The sequence below is a fragment of the Brachymonas denitrificans genome, assembly GCF_907163135.1.
Classification (GTDB): Bacteria; Pseudomonadota; Gammaproteobacteria; order Burkholderiales; family Burkholderiaceae_C; genus Brachymonas; species Brachymonas denitrificans_A.
The window spans coordinates 2489394-2511768 of the sequence record NZ_CAJQUA010000001.1 but is presented as its reverse complement, the minus strand read 5'-3'; the positions used below and the strand labels follow the sequence as shown (position 1 = coordinate 2511768).

The window sequence follows — 22375 nt, the reverse complement described above, 5'->3', positions numbered from 1 at the left end:
TGCCCTTTTTGTTCATGCGGCTGCCTCGGCAAGCCTGGCTGCCCGGCGCAGGCCGGGCCATGCACTCAGTACAGCTGCCCGCTACGCCGCTTCTCCGCAAAGTCGCGCGTCTCGGCCACGACCACGCCCGTCAGCATCAGCAGCGCAATCAGGTTCGGAATCGCCATCAGGCCGTTGAACACGTCCGAAGCGGCCCAGACCAGATCCAGACTGACCACCGTACCCAGGAACACCGACGCCACGTAGATCAGGCGGTAGATCAGCACGAAACCATCGCCCAGCAGGTAGGCTGCGCACTTTTCGCCGTAGTAGCACCAGCCCAGGATGGTGGAGTAGGCAAAGAACACCAGGCCGAAGGTCACGATCCAGCCGCCCGCGCCCGGCAGCAGTTGCGCAAAGGTGTGGGTAGTCAGTGCGGCGCCGGTTTCACCGTTGGTGTACAAACCGCCCATCACCAGCACGATGCCGGTGATGCTGCAGACCACGATGGTGTCGAGGAAGGTGCCGGTCATGGAAACCAGGCCCTGGCGCACCGGGTGGTCGGTCTTGGCAGCAGCCGCGGCAATCGGGGCCGAGCCCATGCCTGCCTCGTTGGAGAACACACCGCGTGCCACACCGTAGCGGATTACCGTGCCGAGCGCACCGCCGGCAACCGCCTGACCGGTGAAGGCGTCGGTGAAGATCAGCTCCAGCACCGGGCCGAGCAGCTCCAGGTTGCTGAAGATCACCACCAGACCGCCCAGCACATAGCCGATGGCCATGACCGGCACGATGGCGGAAGAGACGCGCGAGATGCTCTTGATGCCGCCCAGGATCACCAGGGCCGTGAATACCGTCAGCACCACGCCGGTGATCCAGGAGTCGATCTGGAAGCTGGCCTGGATGGATTGCGCCACCGAGTTGGACTGCACCGAGCTGCCGATGCCGAAGGAGGCCAGCGTGCCGAACAGCGCGAACAGCAGCGCCATCCACTTCATGTTCAGGCCGCGCTCGATGTAGTACATGGGGCCGCCGGATTTCTCGCCGCGGCTGTTGGTGGTGCGGTACTTGACCGCCAGCACGCCTTCGGCGTACTTGGTGGCCATGCCGAAGATGGCGGTGATCCACATCCAGAACACGGCACCGGGGCCGCCCGCCACCACGGCAGTGGCCACGCCGGCGATGTTGCCGGTACCGATGGTGGCCGAGAGCGCCGTCATCAGGGCGCCGAAATGGGATACGTCGCCGTCGTGGTCGCTGCCGTCGGCCTTCTTGCCATGCGGCGTGAAGGCCTGCTTGAGCGCAAACACCAGCATCGAGAATTGCAGGAAGCGCAGGCGCAGCGTAAGGTAAACGCCGGTACCGACCAGAAGGGCCAGCATGGGAACACCCCACACCCATCCTCCCACCATGTCAAAGAACTGCTTGAGTGTCTCCATCCGTTTTGTCTCCGAACTTGCAAAAGGAAAAAATCATAGCAGTCGGAGGTGATTCAAACGGTCGTGCAAAAAATCTCAAAAAAGGGGCAGCCTAGGCTGCCCCAAATCGCGCTCTCGCTGTGGTCAATCGCTGGCCTTGCCTCTCATACAAAGCCCATGCCGCGGTTTTCGCGCACTTCGGGCTTGATGCGATGCTCGGCCTCCAGTTGTTCGATGAACTCTTCCGGAAAAAGTTCCTCGCCCAGGATGTCGATCTGCCGGCGCACCGCGGCGAAGTCGCCGGGGCAGAGCTGGTCCAGCCGCGCCAGGCGCTGGCGCAGCTCGGGAGTGAGCCGTTCGGCATCGCCTTGCAGCGCCTCGGTCACGAACATGCGCTCGCGCTGCTCGCCGGTGAGCGGCTTGAAGCGAATCTTGAAACTGAAGCGGCGCAGCGCAGCCTGGTCCAGCCGGTCCATCAGGTTGGTGGTGCAGATGAAGATGCCCTGGAAGCGCTCCATGCCCTGCAGCATCTCATTCACCTCGGTGATTTCGTAGTTGCGCTGCGCACCGCGCCGGTCCATCAGGAAGCTGTCGGCCTCGTCCAGCAGCAGCACGGCCTCGTCGCGTTCGGCATCGGCAAACATGCGCGCCATGTTCTGCTCGGTGTCGCCCACGTACTTGCTGACCAGATCGCTGGCCTGCTTCACCATGAGCGGCTTGCCAAGCTGGCCGGCGATGTACTCGGCCAAGGCGGTCTTGCCGGTGCCCGGGGTGCCGTAAAAGCACAGCGTACCGTGGCCGCGCGCGTGCAGCGCCTCGACCACGCGGGCAATGGGATAACGCGTTTCCACGTTGAGCATGTCCAGGTCGTACTGCGTTACGCTGCGGCGCTGGCGCGTGCCCTGCGGGCGGTGGCCCAGCGCCAGATCGGCATGCTGCAATTGGCGTTCCATCCATCCTTCGACTTCGCCGGCTTCTTCGGCCTGCACCAGATGGGCAAAGCGCAGCGCGTTGGCAATCTGAGCCGGTGTGAGATTCTCGCGCGCGGTCAGGCGGCTGACGAAGGCATCGCTCACCGGCACCTCGGCCAGCAGCTTGCGCACCAGCCGCTCGCGCGCGCCGGGCGGTGGGCTGGACAACTCCAGATGGTAGGTAAAGCGGCGCCGGAAAGCCGGATCGATCTGCTCGATGCGGTTCGTCACCCACAGCACCGGCACCGGGTTGTTCTCGAGGATCTGGTTCACCCAAGCCTTGCCGTTGACCGAGCCGCCACCATGCGCCAGTTGCTCCTGGCGCGCCAGCAGATCGGCAGTCTGGCCCTTCACCGGCGGAAACACATCTTCCACTTCATCAAACAGCAGCGCGGCGCGTGGCGACTCCTTGAGGAAGGCCTGGGCGATCTGCAGCGAACGGTAGCGATCACGCCCGCTCAGGGCGTTGCCGTCGCGGTCGGCATATTCCACCTCGAAGCAGTCCAGCCCGGCGGACTGCACCGCCACCTTGGCCAGCTCGGTCTTGCCGGTGCCGGGCGGGCCGTAGAGCAGGATGTTGATGCCGGCCTCACGCCGCTCGCGCGCGGCCTGCAGCAGCCGCGTCACGGCCTGCAGGTCCTGCGCGACGTGGGCGAAGTCCTCGGCCTGCAGCGTGGTCGGTACCGCCAGCCGCGTGAATTCGGCCATCAGTTCCTGCTCGCTGCGGTATTCGCGCATCAGCATCGAGGGCAACTGGTCGCTCACCTTCATCAGGTCGGACAGGTCGGTGATGGCGTGCTCGCCCACCAGGTTGTCGACCATGCCGATACGCTCCAGCCGCGAGCCGCGGCCCAGGGCATCGGCCACCTCACGGGCGCTGACACCAGCCACGTCGGCCATCATGGCGTAGGCCTCGGCCGCGCTGTTGACCTTGAATTCGACCAGCAGCCCGCGCAGTTCACGCTGATAACGCGCCAGGGCGCCGTAGAGCAGCAGTGCGCGCTCGGCCGGATTGAGCTGCAGCAGCGTGCCCAGGCTGTCGATGTTCTTCTGCATCTCCACCGGACTCTTGCGCAGGCGCTGCTGCACCCAGTCGCCGGTGGTGGCCAGCAGGGTGAGCATGTCCTTGGCAGAATCCTTGACGAATTCGTCCAGGTAATAGAACAGAGAGCCTTCCTCGTAGGCACCGCGCCAGACGCCATGCCGCTCCAGAAATTCGGAAGGGCTCAGCTGCTCGTGGCCGGTCCAGAAGCCGTTGTCACGGCAGCGCAGCGCCAGAAAGCCGCGCAGCTTGAGCAGCACATGCTCGGGCCAGACCAGATGCCGGCCGGCCAGCGCCATCAGCGCATTGACATCACGGCGCCAGTTGAAGCGGCTGCCATGGCGCCCCGTGAGCGTGAGCACGAACTGCGTGCACAGCAAATCCATGGCGGGCGCCTGTTCCAGCCCCGGAGACAGGTGGACCCGCAATTGCCCGGAAATGTCTGCCATGTGGCCCCTCCCACACGTCGTGCCAGAGCGAGGCGGCCCCATGCCGCCTCAACGCCGATTGGACCACTTCTGCATGAAAACGTTGCGAGCTGTGCGCTTGTCGCAGTGAAATAATCCCGCTTTCCGTCCATCCGGTGGCTTTGACCCTGGCATGCACGCCACGGGCAAGACGCCTTGCATCAACGCTTGCTGCTGCGCCCCAGCCGCTTGGCGTTGCTCACGGCACGGCTGTGCACCGGAAACAGGCCCTTGCCCATCACATCCAGCATGCTGCGCTGCATCTGGCTATTGAGCGCCTTGTTGTTCCAGGGCTGCCACCACATCATGGGGTTCATGAACATCTTCATCCACATTTGCTGCTGCGCCTGCATGGCCTGCAGCCCCATGGCCTGCCAAGATTCATAGAAGGCGGCGACCTTTTCGGCGCCCATCATGGTGAACTCCTTGCGGTCGGCCCTGGAAGGATTCAGGCCCGCCGTGGCCATGCGCGAGACGCGATGGGCGATAACCTGCGGGGCAGCAAAGGAAAGTTCGGCGGTCTTGCGTGCGAGCTGGCTCGCCTTGTGGTTGTTGGAGGTCATCGGGGGAGTCGGTGAAAAAGCGCGTCAAGGCACGAAACTGCATAAAAAACATGCAACCTTGCGATGCATCCTACACGGAAGTGCCGAAAACAGTGTGAACAGCTGTTATTACATCTATAAAAGTCATGAATCCTGCACGGATAAGCCATTTAATCCGGAGCAAAGGATGTAATACAGTATGTGTCATGCCACACAGTGGCTTTTTGTCTGCACAACGCACAAGGAAACGACCCATGCAAACTGTCCGCACCCAGGTTCACCAGCTGCAGGTGGCCACCCCCCTGTTCGACTTCATCAACAGCCAGGTTCTGCCCGACGTCGGCGTGAACCAGGAGGCTTTCTGGCAGGGCTTCAGCCAGATCGTCACCGACCTGGCCCCGAAGAACGCCGCCCTGCTGGCCGAGCGCGACCGCCTGCAGGCCGAGTTGGACACCTGGCACAAGGCCAACCCCGGCCCGGTGACGGACATGGCGGCCTACCGCAAGTTCCTGGAGCAGATCGGCTATCTGGTGCCGGTGCCCGCCGGCGCCAAGGCCACCACCACCAATGTCGATGACGAACTGGCCACGCAGGCCGGCCCGCAGCTGGTGGTGCCGATCCTCAATGCCCGCTACGCCCTCAACGCCGCCAACGCGCGCTGGGGCAGCCTGTACGACGCCCTGTACGGCACCGACGCCATCCCCGAAACCGATGGTGCCGAAAAAGGCAAGGGCTACAACCCCAAGCGCGGCGAAAAGGTCATCGCCTTCGCACGCGATTTCCTCGACCAGGCCGCGCCGCTGGAAGGCTATTCGCACAAGGATGCCGTCGTCTATTACGTGAAGGACGGCGAACTGCTGGTGAACGTGGTGGGCGGCCAGATCGCCAAACTGAAGAACCCGGCCCAGTTCGTTGGCTACCAGGGCGACGTGCGCGGCCCGTCCAGCATCCTGCTGGAAAACAACGGCCTGCACATCGACATCCAGATCGACCGCAGCAAGCCGATCGGCCAGGCTGACGTGGCCGGCGTGGCCGACGTGGTGGTGGAAGCCGCACTGTCCACCATCCTGGACCTGGAAGACTCCGTGGCCGCCGTCGATGCCGAGGACAAGATCCTGGGCTACAGCAACTGGCTGGGCATTCTGCGCGGCACGCTGACCGAGAGCTTCGAAAAAGGCGGCAAGATGATGACGCGCGGCCTGAACCCGGACCGCATCTACACCGCCCCCAATGGCAACGGCGAAGTGCGCCTGCACGGCCGCTCGCTGATGTTCGTGCGCAACGTGGGCCACCTGATGACCAACCCGGCCATCCTGTGGGGCGCCGAAGGCAAGGAAATCCCCGAAGGGATCATGGATGCGGTCATCACCACCGCCATTTCCATGCACGACCTGCAGGGCAAGGGCCAGAACGGTGTGCGCAACTCGCGCAAGGGCAGCGTCTACATCGTCAAGCCCAAGATGCACGGCCCGGCCGAAGTGGCTTTTGCCAACGAGCTGTTCGGCCGCGTGGAGCAACTGCTCGGTTTGCCCGACAGCACCGTCAAGCTCGGCATCATGGATGAGGAGCGCCGTACCAGCGTCAACCTGCAGGCCTGCATCGATGCGGCCAAGAGCCGCATCGCCTTCATCAACACCGGCTTCCTGGACCGCACCGGCGACGAGATGCACACCGCCATGCAGGCCGGCCCGATGATCCGCAAGGGCGACATGAAATCGAGCGCCTGGATTCAGGCCTACGAGAAGAACAACGTGCTGGTCGGCCTGGCCTGCGGCCTGCGCGGCAAGGCACAGATCGGCAAGGGCATGTGGGCCATGCCCGACCTGATGGCCGAGATGCTCAAGCAGAAGATCGCCCATCCCAAGGCCGGCGCCAACACCGCCTGGGTGCCCAGCCCCACTGGCGCCACGCTGCATGCGCTGCACTACCACCAGGTCAAGGTGTCCGACATCCAGCAGGAACTGGAAAAGACCGACGTGGCCGCCGAGCGCGACAACCTGCTCACCGGCCTGCTGACGGTGCCGGTGTCCAGCAACCCGAACTGGAGCGATGAAGAGATCCAGCAGGAACTGGACAACAACTGCCAGGGCATTCTGGGCTATGTGGTGCGCTGGGTGGACCAGGGCGTGGGCTGCTCCAAGGTGCCGGACATCAACCACATCGGCCTGATGGAAGACCGCGCCACGCTGCGCATCTCCAGCCAGCACATGGCCAACTGGCTGCTGCACGGCATCGTCGCCGAAGGCCGCGTGCGTGCCACCTTCGAACGCATGGCCGCGCTGGTGGATCAGCAAAACAGCGGCGATCCGCTGTACCAGCCGATGCACGGCAATGCGGCTACCAGCTATGGCTACCGGGCTGCGCTGGATCTGGTGTTCAAGGGGGTGGAGCAGCCGAGTGGCTACACCGAGCCGCTGCTGCACGCCTGGCGCCAGAAGGCCAAGGCCGGCGCCTGATCGCCGGGTGATGCGTGCCTGACAGGGGCCGGCGCTTGCCGGCCCTTTTTCGTGGGCACATCGGCGTAAGATAGGCGCACTTTCCCTGCCCTTCTGCGCGACTCCCATGCCAAATTCCTTCGCCCCTCCCCGCTACAGCACCCCCGTCATCGCCATGCACTGGCTCACCGTCCTGCTGGTGATCGCCGTCTACTGCCTGATGGAGTTCAAGGGCATCTACCCCAAGGACAGCCCGGAGCGCGAGGCGATGAAAATGTGGCATTTCACGCTGGGCATGACGGTATTCGCCCTGACCTGGCTGCGCCTGCTGCTGCGCGCCCGCAGCAAGACGCCGCCCATCACGCCGCCGATTCCGCAATGGCAACGCACCCTGAGCATGCTCACGCACGGCCTGCTGCTGGCCATGCTGATGTTCCTGCCGCTCACCGGCTGGATGATGGTGAACGCTTTCGGCAACAACGTGCCCTTCTGGGGCATGGAACTGCCCCCGCTGGCCGTGGCCGACCGCGCGGCCGGTCTGCGCATGAAGGAGCTGCACGAAACCATTGCCTCACTGGGTTACCTGCTTATCGGCCTGCATGCCATCGCAGCGTTGTACCATCACCATGTGATGAAGGATGACACGCTGCAACGCATGCGGCCACGCTGAGCCGGCGGGTGTGGCCGCTTGCAGTGGCCGCATCGCCACGGTGCTGTATCCGCTTGTATGCAGCCGAGGCATCCCGAAACACCTGCTTGCGGTCTTCATGGACACTTAAGGTAGCAGGAATATAAAGGAGATGTGCAAGCAATCCGCTTTTTCCTTTCCCTCACAAGGAGTGCATCATGAAAAAATCCGTGCGTATCCTGTCTGCCCTCGGTGCTGCTGCCCTGCTCGCCGGCATGAGCCTGCCCGCTTCGGCCCAGACGCGCGCCTCGTTCGCCACCTTCGACCGTGACGGCAACGGCGTGATCACGCAGCAGGAACTCGACCGCGTACGCGCGCAGCGCCCCGGCATGGGCCGCAATGCGCTGAGCTTCGCGCAGATGGATGCCAACAAGGACGGCGTCATCAGCCGCAATGAGTTTGCCAATGCCCATCAGAACCGTATGCGCCCGGGCCAGCGCAAGGGTGCCATGCAGGGCCAGGGGCAAGGCCGTGGCATGGGCCGCGGCATGAACCGTCCGGACTTTGCCGATTTCGACACCAACCGCGATGGCGCCATCAGCCAGGAAGAGCTGAACCAGTACCGTTCCGACAAGTTGCAGCAGCGCTCCCAGGAAGGCCGCCTGATGCGCAACGCGGCGCAGGCCCAGTCCTTTGCCGACATGGACACCAACAAGGACGGCAAGATCGACGCCACCGAGTTCTCCAACCACCAGATGCAGCAGCCGCGTGGCCGCAACCGTTGATCGCTGATCAGCAGGCATGAACAAGGCGCCCGAGGGCGCCTTGTTGTCTTGCAGGGGGAGATTTCAGTGCGCAGGCCGCAGCGGCTGCAGGCGCACCAGCAGGCCCTGCAGGGCGTGCCGCACCGTCGCGGCACGAATGGCCGCCCGGTCACCCGGAAACACGCGCATCTCGGCCACCCCCAGATTGCCCAGCTGCCAGCCGAACCAGACCAGGCCCACCGGCTTCTCGACCGAACCGCCTCCCGGCCCGGCCACGCCCGTCACCGCCAGCGCAACCTGCGCCCCGGAGCGCGCACAGGCCCCCAGCGCCATGGCCCGCGCTACCGGCTCGCTCACCGCGCCGTGCTGCGCTATCAGTTCCGCCGGCACGTCCAGCAGCTCGGTCTTGGCCAAATTGGAATAGCTCACCATGCCGCGCTCGAACCACTGGCTCGATCCTGCCAGCGAGGTGCAGGCAGCGGCGATCAGGCCGCCGGTGCAACTCTCGGCCGTGGCCATCATCCAGCCCCGGCTGCCCAGGCAATCCGCCAGGCGGCGGCAGATGGCAAAGGTATCCTCCTCCAGAAACAGCAGGCCGGCGTCACTCCCGCCCTGCGGAACCGGGTGCAGGGGATTGCGCTCCATGGACATGAAGGAGAAGCCGCTTACATGCGCGCGTTGGGCACCGCGGCAGTCTCGCGCTCCCAGCGCGACTTGCAGGTGACACAGTGCTGCGTCTGCGGCTCGATCTGCAGGCGCGCAAACGGGATGTCGCAGCCGCACTCGTCGCACTCGCCGTAGGTGCCGTTATCGATGCGCTCCAGCGCCGCATTCACACGCGCCAGATCAACCGCTCCCATGTCGCTCAGGGCCAGATCCACTTCGCGATCGGAACTGTGCTGGCGCTCGACGCTGCCGCGCGTTTCGATGATGTCACGGGCATGGTCCACACGGCTCTGACCGTCGCGCACCTCGTGAATACGACCTTCGATCTCGGCCTTGCGCTGTTCGAGCAGGGATTTGAGTTCAGCCAGTTGTGCGGCAGAGAGGTGCTTGCCCATGTTGTTCTCCTGATACGGGATACTCCTGACCCAAGTGTACGGCGAAACATCCCTGTCACAAAGGGCGCGCCGCAGAGCCCGCTCAGGCGGTGATGATGCCCCCGCCCAGGCAGACTTCGCCGTCATACAGCACGGCACTCTGCCCCGGCGTGACCGCCCATTGCGGCTCGGGGAAATCCAGCTGCAGCGAACCATCCGCCAGCAGCGCAGGCGTGCACGGCGCATCTGCCTGGCGGTAGCGCGTCTTGGCCGCGAATCCGCTGGCGGACTGTGCCGCCGCCGGCGGCTTGCCGGCACACCAGCTCAGATCCACCGCCTTGAGCGTCTGCGACAGCAGCCAGGGATGGTCATGCCCCTGCACCGCATACAGCGTGTTGGTTGCCATGTCCTTCTTCGCCACGAACCATGGCGCATGGTCGCCGCCGCCGCGCGGAGCGCCCTTGGCCTTGACGCCACCGATGCCCAGCCCCTGCCGCTGCCCCAGCGTGTAGAAGCTCAGCCCCATGTGCTCGCCGATGGTGCGACCCTTCTCGTCCTTGATCGGACCCGGCTGGCTTTGCAGGTAGCGGTTGAGAAACTCGCGGAACGGCCGCTCGCCAATGAAACAGATGCCGGTCGAGTCCTTCTTCTTCGCGTTCGGCAGGCCGATTTCCTCGGCAATGCGGCGCACCTCGGTCTTGTGCAGTTCACCGACCGGGAACAACGTCTTCTGCAACTGGGTCTGATTCAGCCGGTGCAGGAAATAGCTCTGGTCCTTGGAGGGATCAAGCCCCTTGAGCAGCTGCACCTCGTCCGTGTCGAGCCGCCGCACGCGCGCATAGTGGCCGGTGGCGATCTTCTCGGCGCCCAGACGCATGGCGTGGTCGAGAAAGGCCTTGAACTTGATCTCGGCATTGCACAGCACATCCGGATTGGGCGTGCGGCCGGCCTGATACTCGCGCAGGAACTCGGCAAACACGCGGTCCTTGTATTCGGCCGCGAAGTTGACGTGTTCGATCTCGATGCCGATCACGTCGGCCACGCTGGCGGCATCGACGAAATCGATGTTGGACGAGCAGTACTCCGAGTCGTCGTCATCCTCCCAGTTCTTCATGAAGATGCCGACCACCTCGTGCCCCTGTTTTTTCAGCAGGTAGGCGCTGACGGCAGAATCCACGCCGCCGCTCAGGCCCACCACGATGCGGTGTTTGGTCATCCTGCAATTATCGCCGGCCGCCGCCCGGCGGGGATGACCTGGCCTGTATTCCCCCGCCGTCGCCGGTGCGGCTTGGGCATGCACTGTGGCGTTTGCCGCAACAGCCGGCGCCAACTTCTACGCCCATGTTGCATGAGTCCGCCCGATCACGCCAATGCTTGACCCACAACAAGCGAAGGAAAAGCCTTCTTTGCTAGCCTCGACGGGTTACCACTTTGTCCAGCCGGATCGCTTCATGTCTCCCACTGCAGTTCCTCTTCCCACCTTCCCCTCCCTCGCCGAGGCCAGCGCGCTGGTCGAGCAGTTGCGCGAGAAGGCCACCGCTTCCGGCCTGAAACTGTGGTCGCTGGCCGGCAAGACGCTGATTCCGGTCGTGCAGGGCGGCATGGGCGTGGGCATCTCTGCCGGCGGTCTGGCCGGCACCGTGGCACGCATGGGCGCCGTCGGCACCATCTCGTCCGTGGACCTGCGCCGCCTGCACCCCGACCTGATGGAAAAGACCCGTCCGCTGGAAAAATCGCGTGACGTGGCCCATGCCAAGGGCGTGATCGACGCCGCCAACAACGAGGCGCTGCGCCGCGAGATCGCCCGCGCGCGCGACATCTCGCAGGGCCTGGGCCTGATCGCGGTGAACGTGATGAAGGCCATCAGCGCCTATGCGCAGAACGTGCGCACCGCGCTCGAGGCCGGCATCGATGCCGTGGTGGTGGGCGCCGGCCTGCCGCTGGACCTGCCCGAACTGGCCAAGGACCATCCCAAGGCGGCGCTGATCCCGATCCTGAGCGACGCGCGCGGCGTGCAGCTGATCGTGAAGAAATGGGAGAAGAAGGGCCGTCTGCCCGATGCCATCGTGATCGAGCATCCGCGCCTGGCCGGCGGCCACCTGGGCGCTGCCAAGATCATGGATCTGAACGACCCGCGTTTCGAGTTCGAGAACGTGCTGCCGGCCGTGCGCGAGTTCCTGCGCAGTGCGGGCTACGAGCGCCACATTCCGCTGATTGCCGCCGGCGGCGTCAGCCGCCATGAGGACATCCTGCGCCTGCAAGGGCTGGGGGCCGACGCGGTGCAGATGGGCACGGCTTTCGCCGTGACGCAGGAGAGCGATGCCGCGCCCGCCTTCAAGCAGGTATTGGCCAATGCCAAACCCGAGGATATCGTCGAGTTCACCAGCGTGGCCGGGCTGCCGGCACGCGGTGTGCGCACGCCCTGGCTCGACAAATACCTGCGCATCGAGCCCAAGCTACAGGCCGTGGCACACGAGAAGCGCTGCAATATGGCCTTCGACTGCCTGCAGCATTGCGGCCTGCGCGACGGCAAGAGCGATATCGGCCAGTTCTGCATCGACAAGCATCTGGCCCACGCGCAGGAAGGCGACACGCAGAAGGGCCTGTTCTTCCGCGGCGCCGGCAAGCTGCCCTTCGGCTCGGAAATCCGTCCCGTTCAGGATCTGCTGCAATGGCTGCTTGGCGGCCGTGGTGCCGCCGCCCATCCGTAAAAATACCAATCCCGGCCGCAAGCCCGGTGCAGACTGGGTTTGCGGCTTTTTGTCAGTTTGTTGAAAGCTTCCCGCAAGAATTCCGGCTGGCAAAACCGCTAAACTGGCTGCCGGACGACCTGCCCACTTTGCCGCAAGGGACTCGCACAAAAGCCCGCCAGAGGCCCCATAATCCCCTCCCTTGCGCGCTGGCGCCTGTCGCGTCGCTCCCCCGATTTTTTCTGCACTCCCACCCTGAATACCGTCCATGGACATCGCTGAACGCACTCCTTCCGCCACCACCATGCAACTGCCCGAACAACTCATCTCCCTCGACGTCCTGATCGAAAAGTACTGCAAGGAAGGCGAAAACAGCGCCGATGCGATCTACGCCCGCGTGGCGCGCGCCCTGGCCGGTGCCGAAAAACCCGAGCTGCGCGCGGAATGGGAGCAGAAGTTCCTGACCAACCTCAAGGCCGGCGCCATCGGCGCAGGCCGCATCATGAGCGCCGCCGGCACCGAGATCCAGGCCACGCTGATCAACTGCTTCGTGCAGCCGGTGGGCGACTGCATCCAGGGCGTGGATGACGAGGGCTTCCCCGGCATCTACGAGGCGCTGCGCGAAGCCGCCGAGACCATGCGCCGTGGTGGCGGCGTGGGCTACGACTTCTCCCGCATCCGTCCCAAGGGCGCCGAGGTGAAGGGCACGCACTCCATCGCCAGCGGCCCGTGCAGCTACATCAACGTGTTCGACCAGAGCTGCTCCACGGTCGAATCCGCCGGCGCCCGCCGTGGCGCGCAGATGGGCGTGCTGCGCATCGACCATCCGGACGTGCTCGAGTTCATCACCGCCAAGCGCACGCCCGGCCGCTGGAACAACTTCAACGTGTCCGTGGGCGTGAGCGATGCCTTCATGCAGGCCGTGCAGAACGACGCAGACTGGGAACTGGTGCACAAGGCCCGCCCCGGCAAGAAGGTGCTGGACAAGGGCGGCTACCAGCGCGACGACGGCAAGTGGGTCTACCGCAAGGTGCCGGCGCGCCAGCTGTGGGACACCATCATGCAGTCGGCCTACGATTTTGCCGAGCCGGGCATCCTGTTCCTCGACCAGATCGGCCGCGACAACAACCTGAACTACTGCGAGACCATCGCCGCCACCAACCCCTGCGGCGAGCAACCCCTGCCCAGCTACGGCTGCTGCGACCTGGGCCCGATCATCCTGACGCGCTTCGTGCGCAACCCGTTCGGCGTCGATGGCAAGCCCGAGTTCGACTTCGCGGCCTTCGAACAATCCGTGGCGGTGCAGGTGCGCGCGCTCGACAACGTGCTGGACGTGACCTGGTGGCCGCTGCCGCAGCAGCATGCCGAATCGCAATCCAAGCGCCGCATCGGCGTGGGCTTTACCGGCCTGGGCAACACCCTGTCCATGCTGTGCCTGCGCTATGACCGCGACGAAGGCCGCCAGATGGCCGCGCAGATCGGCGAGCGCATGCGCAATGCCGCCTACCGCGCCTCGGTCGAACTGGCCAAGGAAAAGGGCGCCTTCCCCAAATTCGACGCCAAGGCCTACCTGGGCAACGGCACTTTCGCCAGCCGCCTGCCGGCCGACATCAAGGCCGAGATCAAGAAATACGGCATCCGCAACAGCCACCTGCTCTCCATCGCCCCCACCGGCACCGTGAGCCTGGCCTTTGCCGACAACGCCTCCAACGGCATCGAACCGGCCTTCTCCTGGAGCTACAAGCGCAAGAAGCGCGAGGCCGACGGCACCACCAGCGAATACACGGTGGAAGACCACGCCGCCCGCGTCTACCACACGCTCAAGGGCGCCGATGCGCCGCTGCCCGAGTACTTCGTCTCGGCGCTGGAAATGAGCGCGGCCGACCACGTCGGCATGATGCAGGCCGTGCAGCCCTACATCGATACCTCCATCTCCAAGACGGTCAACATCCCCGAAGACTATCCCTACGATGACTTCAAGGACCTGTACCGCCAGGCCTGGACCGCCGGCCTGAAGGGCCTGGCCACCTACCGCCCCAACAACATCCTGGGTGCCGTGCTGGAAGCCACGCCCAAAGCGGAAGAGAAGAAGCCCGAGCCGGTGGCCGAAGCTGCCCCGGTGCCGTTCGATCCGATGCGCACTGTGATCGAGAGCCGTCCCAAAGGCAGCCTCAACGCCGTCGCCGAGAAGATCGAATACTGGACGCAGGAAGGCAAGAAGCGTCTGTACCTGATCGTCTCCTTCATGCCGGTGGCCACGCCGGACGGCCGCACCATCGAGCGCGCCATCGAATTCTTCATGCCGGTGGGCCAGAGCAGCGAATCGCAGCAGTGGATCACTGCCACCATGCGCTCGCTGTCACTTGCTGCACGCGGCGGTTTCCTGGACCGTGCGCTGGACGACCTGCGCAAGGTGAGCTGGGACCGCGGCCCGGTGCGCCTGGGCACGTACGAAAAGGCCGACGGCACGCTGGTGCCGATGTGGCACGACAGCGAAGTGGCCGCCATCGCCTACGCGCTACAGAACCTGATCGGCGAACGCAGCCAGATGGAACTGCCGCTGAAGGATCTGGACGCACCCTCGCCCAACCACACACCGGTGGGCGTGCAGCAGTCGCTGCCCGTGATGGCCGGCAAGAAGTGCCCCGAGTGCGGCGCGCATGCCATGATCCGCAAGGATGGTTGCGACTATTGCACGCAGTGCGGTTACGTGGGGAGCTGCGGCTAAGCAATTATTGAGAAGCAACAACCCATGTCGCCATCCAATACCTTCCCAGGGGGATCGAAAAAGCGGGTCACTCGTGCAGGAGAAGCGATCCGCACAGGCACCGCAACCCCAGAGGATATCGAAACAATTGAAAAATGGCGCGCTGCCCACCGGGGGGTATTAAATACTTTTCAGGCCATTCTTCGATTTCGAACCAAAGGCAAGAAAATAACAGTAGCGCAACGCCATAAGCGCCGAAACACTATTTTCAACAAACTTCAGCGTCATCCAGGGATGCAATTAGCACGCATGGATGATGTTGCCGGGTGCCGCCTAATTTTCAAGAATATCAAAGATCTAAATACATTTCGGGAAAAGTTCCATAAAGCCCGCTTTAATCACAAACTACGAAACAACCCCGAAAAATACAACTACATAAATAACCCAAAATCTACAGGATATCGTGGCATTCATGATGTTTACGAATATGATGTTCGCTCCGAAACAGGCAAGAGTCTTGCAGGCCTATATATTGAAATTCAGTACAGAACGCTCGTTCAACATGCTTGGGCAACGGCAGTTGAAGTAATTGGCTTCATTACAGAAAGCCAGCCAAAATTCCAACAAGGCGACTCTAGATACGCGATAGCCATGGCTTTAGCGAGTGAAATACTCGCCCGGGCACATGAAAATACTACGGGCCCACATCCTACCCTAAGCAACTCCGAATTAATAGATCATTTTTTATCGTTGGATGAGGATCTGGCATTGATTCAAACCTTACGAGGACTCTCCAAAGCAAAAACTGAAATCTCAGATAAACGCAACACCATTCTCAATTTCTCTGAAAACGGCGATCTAGACATAAAGAGCTATAGAGACGCAACGGACGCCCTTAGGGCACTCTTCGAACTTGAGAAAAAGTATCCAAAAAATGATATCGTCTTGGTTCGAGCCGATTCAAAAGACGAGGTTCGCCTCGCATTTCGAAATTATTTCAGCGATGCAACCGAGTTCATTCGACTAATAGAAGCTGGCTGCACAAAACTCAGCGCTCAGGAGCGCAAGAATAGCAATAAGAACTCAATAAGATTGACTTGAACTCTTGAAACACGACGTCAAAATAGTCTAAAACGGTTGCTCGGTCATGATCATCCACAGCCTCCTCGACACCGACCTCTACAAGTTCACCATGATGCAAGCGGTGCTGCACCAGTTTCCAGGCGCCCAGGTCGAGTACAAGTTCAAGTGCCGGACCCCGGGCGTGCAACTGGCGCCCTACATGGAGGAGATCCGCGAAGAAATCCGCCACCTGTGCTCGCTGCGCTTCACCGAGGACGAGCTGGCCTATATGGCGAGCCTGCGCTTCATCAAGAGCGATTTCGTCGACTTCCTCGGCCTGTTCCAGCTCAACGAGAAGGCCGTCACCCTCACTCCGCTGGACAACGGCGAGCTCGACATCCGCATCCGCGGCCCCTGGCTGCATACCATTCTGTTCGAGATCCCGATCCTCTCCATCGTGGCCGAGGTCTACTTCCGCAACACCGCGCCCCAGGTGGACTATGACGAAGGCCGGCGCCGCCTCGACGCCAAGATCGCACTGATGCAGCAGCCCGGCCTGGAAGACCTGCGCATTGCCGACTACGGCTCGCGCCGCCGCTTTTCGCGCGACTGGCACGGCGAAGTGCTCACCCTGCTCAAGCAGCGCCTGGGCTCGGAGCCGGGCAGCCAGTTCACCGGCACCAGCAACGTCATGTATGCGCACCAGCTCGGCCTCAAGCCCATGGGCACCATGGCGCACGAATACCTGCAGGCCTGCCAGGCCCTCGGCCCGCGCCTGCGCGACACGCAGGTGTTCGCCTTCGAGAAATGGGCGCAGGAATACCGTGGCGATCTCGGCATCGCGCTGTCTGACGTGTACGGCATGAACGCCTTCCTGCGCGATTTCGACATGTACTTCTGCAAGCTGTTCGACGGCGCCCGCCACGACAGCGGCGATCCGTTCAGCTGGGGCGAGCGCATGATCGCGCATTACACCGCCAACCGCTGCGACCCGCGCACCAAGCTGCTGATCTTCAGCGACGGCCTGACCGTGCCGCGCAGCATCGAGATCTTCCAGCGCTTCCACGGCCGCATCCAGACCGCCTTCTGCATCGGCACCAACCTGACCAACGACCTCGGCCCCGAGCCGCTGTCCATCGTGCTGAAGATGATCGAGTGCAACGGCCAGCCGGTGGCCAAGATTTCCGACTCGCCAGGCAAGACCATGGTCGAGGATGAAGGCTATCTGAAGTATCTGCGCAAGGTGTTCGAGATTCCGGAACCGGAACAGGCACCATAAACCAGATATTTGCCCCCTAAAATCCAGGCTGGGTTAACCCCAACTCAACCATTTTGCAGGAGGCATGAGGTGTCCGGTTTTCAGAAAGTCAGTCAATTCATCCAGAAGACGTTTGCACTCTGGGTGCTGCTCGCAGCGGCTGCTGCATTCATGTGGCCGGCAGGCTTCAAGTGGATCGTGCCATGGATCACCTGGCTGCTCGGCATCGTCATGTTCGGCATGGGGATCACGCTGTCCACAGCGGATTTCCGGGAGGTGGCCCGCCATCCCAAGGCCGTGCTGATCGGCGTGGTCGCGCAGTTCGTGGTGATGCCTGGGCTGGCCTACCTGCTGTCCAAGGGCCTCAACCTGCCGCCGGAAATCGCCATCGGCGTGATTCTGGTGGGCTGCTGCCCTGGCGGTACTGCGTCCAACGTGATGACCTACCTGGCCCGCGGCAACACGGCGCTGTCCGTAGCATGCACGGCCGCATCCACGCTGCTGGCTCCCCTGCTTACCCCGGCGATCTTCTATCTGCTGGCGCGTGAGTGGATCGACATCGACGCAGGCAGCATGTTCATCTCCGTGCTGAAGGTCGTTCTGTTCCCGATTGCACTTGGCCTGATCGCCCAGGCTCTGCTGGGCGCACGCGTCAAGGCAGTGGCAGAGTTCACGCCGCTGGTATCGGTGTTCGCCATCGTCGCCATCGTGGCAGCCGTGGTCGCTGCCAGTCAGGCCCGCATCGCCGAAACCGGCCTGCTCATCTTCACCGTGGTGATGCTGCACAACGGCCTCGGTTACCTGATCGGCTACTGGGGGGCTCGCCTGCTCGGCCTGAGCCATGCGGACAACAAGGCCATCGCCATCGAAGTCGGCATGCAGAACTCCGGCCTGGGGGCCGCGCTGGCCGCCGTTCATTTCAAGGCCAACCCGGTGGCGGCCGTCCCCAGCGCCATCTTCAGCTTCTGGCACAACATTTCCGGGCCATTGCTGGCGACCTACTGGGCACGCAAGGAAGAACGCCGCGCCCAGGGCTGATCGGGGGCGCGTCCCATGTTCCGGGACAGGTTGCCTATCAGACTGGACCGACAAGCCCCGCAGTCTTTGCCCGACACCCAGGGCAGGCAGGCAGCGGCACACTGACTCCATAGACAAGACCCTCTCCGCGCCGCGCACATCGGGTGTGCGGCAGCGGACCGGTCACAGTACAAGGAGCAGCGCCATGCCCGTCCAGGAACCCCTCAAGGAAACCCCCATCGCCCAACCCTCGCAGGATCCCAATCCCCTGCATCAGGAAGGCATGACCCCCGGTGAGGCCAGCAAGGAGGCCGGCAGCGTTGCCATGGGCGGCGGCATGGTGGCCGGCGCCGCAGGGGGCGCCGTGGTCGGCACCGCGATCGGCGGGCCGGTCGGCACCTTTGTCGGCGCCACCGTCGGTGCCGTGCTGGGCGCACTCGGCGGCTATGCGGCCGTGGAGGCCACCGATCCCGAGAACACCTACTGGGGCGAAAACTACCGCACCCAGCCCGGTTACGTGGCCGACTATACCTATGACGATTACGCCCCCGCCTACCGCCTGGGCTACCAGGGTCGCGAACGCTATGCCGGCCGCACCTGGGATGAGACCCAGACCGAACTGGAACGCGACTGGCAGGAACTCAAGGGCGATTCGCGCCTGAGCTGGGAGCAGGCCAAGAGCGCCGGTCGCGCCGCCTGGGACCGCGTGGAGCGCGCCCTACCGGGTGATGCCGACGGCGACGGCCGCTGAGAGCCGGGAGCAGCCATGCAAAGCGATACCCAGCCCAGTTCGCCGCCACCCTCCGGGGATAGCCTGGAAAAAGACGACCGCGACATCGACATCTCGCGCGAGGCCAAGGATCAGGCCAAGCTGCCGCACGAGCGCGACCAATCGCCGGATGCTCTGGAGCCCAACGAGGATCCGGTGGACCGTGAAAAGGCAGACGACGCGGTTGACGACCGCCGCCAGGGACGCAAGGACACCGGCCTGAAACCGGTGGTCGACCGCATCACCGAACGTCAGGAACGGGATTCGGATCTGAATTGACGCCTCCTCGAGACGCCCCGCACCCTGCTGTGGGGCGTTTGCTTCGGCCTCCGAAAAAAGACCTGCCGCGAGCACATCCGCGGCCATTTCGCTAGCATTTGCCCATGCCAAGTCTTTCCCCGTTCAGCTGGTTCGAACGCCGCCTTCCCCCCTACCCCGCCGCAGAGCCCGTGCTTCCCCCCACGGGCTTTCTGCCCTTTGTCTGGCGCATGACGGCCGGTGCGCGCGGCTATCTGGCCGGCATGGCCATCCTGTCGGCCCTGATCGCCGCCTACGAAGTATTCCTGTTCGCCACCCTGGGCCGCGTGGTGGACCGGCTGAGCGAGGTGCGCCCGGCCGAGCTGCTCGCCACCCACGGCACCGCGCTGGGCTGGCTCGCCGGCATCATGCTGGCCTCCATCGCGCTGGTCGCGCTGCAGACCATCGTCAAGCACCAGGCACTGGCCATCAACTTCCCGATGCGCATGCGCTGGACCTTCCATCGCCTGATGCTGGGCCAGAGCATGGCCTTCTATGCCGAGGAATTCGCCGGCCGCATCACCACCAAGATCATGCAGACCGCGCTCGCCGTGCGCGACGCGCTGTTCACCACCACCGATGTGGTGATCGGCATGGGCACCTACATGCTCACCATCCTGCTGCTCACCGCCGGCTTTGACCTGCGCCTGATGCTGCCCTTCCTGCTGTGGGCCATCGCCTATGCGCTGGCCTGCTGGTATTTCGTGCCGCGCCTGGGCATGGTCAGCAAGGCACAGGCCAACGCCCGCGCCGCCATGACCGGCCGCATCACGGACGCCTACACCAATATCGCCACCGTCAAGCTGTTCTCGCACACGCAGCGCGAGGCCGGCTTTGCACGCGCCGCCATGGACGAGTTCCGCGCCACCGGCTATGCGCAGATGCGCCTGGTAAGCCTGTTCGAGATCGCCAACCAGGTGCTGATGGTGGCCCTGATCCTGGCAGCCGGCGGACTCTCGCTGTGGCTGTGGATGCAGGGCCAGGTCGGCATCGGCGCCGTGGCGGCCGTGAGCGCCATGGCGCTGCGCCTGAACGGCATGAGCCACTGGGTGATGTGGGAAATGACCAGCCTGTTCGAGAGTGTGGGCACCATCCAGGACGGCATCAACACGCTGTCGCGCCCGCGCGCCGTGGTGGATGCGCCGGATGCGCAGCGGCTGGAAGTGACGCAGGGCGAAGTGCGTTTCGAGGATGTGCGCTTTGCCTACCGCAGCGATGCCGCGCCGGTGATCGAACAGCTCAACCTCACCATCCGCCCCGGCGAGAAGGTCGGCCTGATCGGCCGCTCCGGCGCCGGCAAATCCACGCTGGTGAACCTGCTGCTGCGCTTCCAGGATGTGCAGGGCGGCCGCATCCTGATCGACGGCCAGGACGTGCGCAGCGTGACGCAGGACAGCCTGCGCCAGCATATCGGCATGGTCACGCAGGACACCTCGCTGCTGCACCGCGCCATGCGCGACAACATCCTCTACGGCCGCCCCGATGCCAGCGATGCCGAGATGATCGCCGCCGCCGAACGCGCCGAAGCGCACGACTTTATCCTGCAACTGTCCGACCGCGAAGGCCGCACCGGCTACGAGGCGCAGGTGGGCGAGCGCGGCGTGAAACTGTCCGGCGGCCAGCGCCAGCGCGTGGCCATTGCCCGCGTCATGCTCAAGGACGCCCCGATTCTGGTGCTGGACGAAGCCACCAGCGCGCTCGATTCGGAAGTGGAGGCCGCCATCCAGTGCAGCCTGCTCAAGCTGATGGAAGGCAAGACCGTGATCGCGATTGCACACCGCCTGTCCACCATCGCCGCGCTGGACCGGCTGATCGTGCTCGACAAGGGCCGGATCGTGGAACAGGGCACGCACCAGCAGCTGCTGGCGCGCGGCGGCTTGTACGCGCGCCTGTGGCAGCACCAGAGCGGCGGTTTTCTGGGCGAGCAGGACAACGAGATCCCGGAGGAAGAACTGGCGATTCCGGGAACTGCCTGAGCGCCCTCCCGATTCAGGAGGCCGAGGCCGCCGCCGGACGCAGCGGCACGGGCGGCGCCACCGCCCGGCGCGGCGCCAGCGCCTGCTCGAACTGGCGCGTGGCTGCCGGCCAGTTGAACTGCTCGGCATAGCGGCGCACGGCGTCGCGCGGCTTGTCCAGCGCCGCCAGGCAGGCGGCGCGCAGATCGGCGCTGAGCACGCCGCCATCCGACTCCATGCCAACCACGTCGATCGGCCCCGGCACCGGATAGGCCGCCACCGGCGTGCCGCAGGCCATGGATTCGACCATCACCAGCCCGAAGGTATCGGTCACGCTGGGAAACACCATCACGTCGGCCGAGCGGTAGATCGTGGCCAGATCCTCGCCGCTGAGCACGCCGAACCAGCGCGCCTCGGGAAAGCGCGCCTTCAATCTGTCTTCGGCCGGACCGGTGCCGGCCACCCACTTCTCGCCGGGCAGGTCCAGTTCGAGGAACTTGTGCACCTGCTTCTCCACCGCCAGCCGGCCCACATACAGGAATACCGGCACCTCGGGCGTGCGCGGCAGCCTCTCGCCCTCGGGCCTGAACGCCTCCAGATTCACGCCGCGCGACCACAGGCGCGCCTGGTTGAAGCCGCGCGCCTTCAGATCCTCCACAATCGCCGGCGTCGGCGCCAGCGTGGCGCGGCCGGCATTGTGGAAACGGCGCAGCGCCGCATAGCTGATGCGCGTCGGCAGCTTGAAGCGCGCATGCACATACTCCGGAAAACGGCTGTGATAGGCCGTGGTGAACGGCCAGCCATGCCGCAGCGCCACGCCGCGCGCCAGCCAGCCAAGCGGTCCTTCGGTGGCGATGTGCAGGCAGTCCGGATCGATGTCGACGATGCGCCGCTCCACCTTCTGCCGCGTCGTCAGCGCCAGCGAAATCTCCGGATAGGTCGGACACGGCATGGAGCGGAAATCCAGCGGCGAAAGAATGGCCACCTCGTGGCCCATCTCCTGCAGATGGCGTGTGGTCATCTTCAGCGTGCGCACCACGCCGTTCACCTGCGGCTCCCAGGCATCGGTAACGATCAGAATTTTCATGGAGGAGACAGTCCTTGTAGTACGGCAGACAGCGCCCCTGCGCCCGCATCCATGACGATTCAAGTGCATTTTCGTGGCTTGCTGATGACGGATTGTTGTCATTCCTGTCATATGCGGGTTTCGCGCCTTCCTGCCAGCAACACGCTCGGCCTTGCCGCGTCAGCGATTGCCCCTACCTTCCGACATGCAAACAGATGACATAAATATGACATCCGACACAGCCACAATATGAGGCAAGATGGCCTAT

General features: G+C 64.0%; 18 protein-coding genes. 11 read left to right on the top strand and 7 right to left on the bottom strand.

Annotated elements, in window-relative coordinates:
* Positions 1-65 precede the first annotated feature (65 nt).
* From KKQ75_RS11795 to KKQ75_RS11785, 3 genes are all read right to left on the bottom strand, one after another.
* Positions 66-1418: an alanine/glycine:cation symporter family protein gene (locus tag KKQ75_RS11795; protein ID WP_213362382.1), complete on the bottom strand. Its 1353-nt coding sequence runs from the start codon at positions 1416-1418 to the stop codon at positions 66-68.
* 143 nt (positions 1419-1561) lie between these two features.
* On the bottom strand, positions 1562-3859 hold the full coding sequence (locus KKQ75_RS11790) for an ATP-binding protein (RefSeq protein ID WP_213362381.1): 2298 nt from the start codon (positions 3857-3859) through the stop codon (positions 1562-1564).
* Positions 3860-4038: 179 nt separating this feature from the next.
* Positions 4039-4440 carry a polyhydroxyalkanoate granule-associated phasin gene (locus tag KKQ75_RS11785; protein WP_213362379.1) on the bottom strand — a complete coding sequence of 134 codons (402 nt, stop codon included), beginning with the start codon at positions 4438-4440 and terminating at the stop codon, positions 4039-4041.
* Between the two features lie 233 nt (positions 4441-4673).
* On the opposite strand from KKQ75_RS11785, the gene KKQ75_RS11780 reads away from it, so the two are divergent.
* From KKQ75_RS11780 to KKQ75_RS11770, 3 genes are all read left to right on the top strand, one after another.
* Positions 4674-6875, top strand: coding sequence for a malate synthase G (locus KKQ75_RS11780; protein WP_213362378.1), 2202 nt, complete (start codon positions 4674-4676; stop codon positions 6873-6875).
* A gap of 106 nt (positions 6876-6981) precedes the next feature.
* On the top strand, positions 6982-7524 hold the full coding sequence (locus KKQ75_RS11775; protein WP_213362377.1) for a cytochrome b: 543 nt from the start codon (positions 6982-6984) through the stop codon (positions 7522-7524).
* A 176-nt stretch (positions 7525-7700) separates the two neighbouring features.
* Positions 7701-8267 (top strand): EF-hand domain-containing protein, encoded by a 567-nt coding sequence (locus KKQ75_RS11770; protein WP_213362376.1) that lies wholly within the window; start codon positions 7701-7703, stop codon positions 8265-8267.
* A gap of 63 nt (positions 8268-8330) precedes the next feature.
* On the opposite strand, the gene KKQ75_RS11765 is transcribed toward KKQ75_RS11770, so the two are convergent.
* The 3 genes from KKQ75_RS11765 to mnmA form a co-directional block, all read right to left on the bottom strand.
* The gene (locus KKQ75_RS11765) at positions 8331-8768 is read right to left on the bottom strand and encodes a CinA family protein (protein WP_250131140.1); all 438 of its coding nucleotides are present in this window, start codon (positions 8766-8768) and stop codon (positions 8331-8333) included.
* A 143-nt stretch (positions 8769-8911) separates the two neighbouring features.
* Positions 8912-9307, bottom strand: a complete 396-nt coding sequence (locus KKQ75_RS11760; protein ID WP_213362374.1) for a TraR/DksA family transcriptional regulator — start codon at positions 9305-9307, stop codon at positions 8912-8914.
* An 82-nt stretch (positions 9308-9389) separates the two neighbouring features.
* Entirely contained in the window at positions 9390-10502 is a 1113-nt protein-coding gene (gene mnmA / locus KKQ75_RS11755; RefSeq protein ID WP_213362373.1) for a tRNA 2-thiouridine(34) synthase MnmA, read from the bottom strand.
* 235 nt (positions 10503-10737) lie between these two features.
* Here mnmA and KKQ75_RS11750 point away from each other — a divergent pair, with 235 nt between their 5' ends.
* From KKQ75_RS11750 to KKQ75_RS11715, 8 genes are all read left to right on the top strand, one after another.
* Positions 10738-11997 (top strand): NAD(P)H-dependent flavin oxidoreductase, encoded by a 1260-nt coding sequence (locus tag KKQ75_RS11750; protein WP_213362372.1) that lies wholly within the window; start codon positions 10738-10740, stop codon positions 11995-11997.
* A 247-nt stretch (positions 11998-12244) separates the two neighbouring features.
* The gene (locus KKQ75_RS11745) at positions 12245-14704 is read left to right on the top strand and encodes an adenosylcobalamin-dependent ribonucleoside-diphosphate reductase (RefSeq protein WP_250131084.1); all 2460 of its coding nucleotides are present in this window, start codon (positions 12245-12247) and stop codon (positions 14702-14704) included.
* 24 nt (positions 14705-14728) lie between these two features.
* On the top strand, positions 14729-15784 hold the full coding sequence (locus tag KKQ75_RS11740) for a RelA/SpoT domain-containing protein (RefSeq protein WP_213362371.1): 1056 nt from the start codon (positions 14729-14731) through the stop codon (positions 15782-15784).
* A gap of 46 nt (positions 15785-15830) precedes the next feature.
* Entirely contained in the window at positions 15831-17024 is a 1194-nt protein-coding gene (gene pncB, locus KKQ75_RS11735; RefSeq protein ID WP_213362370.1) for a nicotinate phosphoribosyltransferase, read from the top strand.
* Between the two features lie 69 nt (positions 17025-17093).
* Complete coding sequence (locus KKQ75_RS11730) at positions 17094-18041, top strand: bile acid:sodium symporter family protein (protein ID WP_250131083.1); 948 nt, start codon at positions 17094-17096, stop codon at positions 18039-18041.
* Positions 18042-18225: 184 nt separating this feature from the next.
* Positions 18226-18771, top strand: a complete 546-nt coding sequence (locus KKQ75_RS11725) for a hypothetical protein (RefSeq protein ID WP_250131082.1) — start codon at positions 18226-18228, stop codon at positions 18769-18771.
* A 15-nt stretch (positions 18772-18786) separates the two neighbouring features.
* The gene (locus KKQ75_RS11720) at positions 18787-19068 is read left to right on the top strand and encodes a hypothetical protein (RefSeq protein WP_213362369.1); all 282 of its coding nucleotides are present in this window, start codon (positions 18787-18789) and stop codon (positions 19066-19068) included.
* A gap of 104 nt (positions 19069-19172) precedes the next feature.
* A complete protein-coding gene (locus KKQ75_RS11715; protein WP_213362368.1) occupies positions 19173-21062 on the top strand; it encodes an ABC transporter ATP-binding protein in 1890 nt (629 codons plus the stop codon).
* A gap of 13 nt (positions 21063-21075) precedes the next feature.
* Here KKQ75_RS11715 and KKQ75_RS11710 read toward each other — a convergent pair whose 3' ends face one another.
* Positions 21076-22128 (bottom strand): glycosyltransferase family 4 protein, encoded by a 1053-nt coding sequence (locus tag KKQ75_RS11710; RefSeq protein WP_213362367.1) that lies wholly within the window; start codon positions 22126-22128, stop codon positions 21076-21078.
* Between the last annotated feature and the right edge of the window lie 247 nt (positions 22129-22375).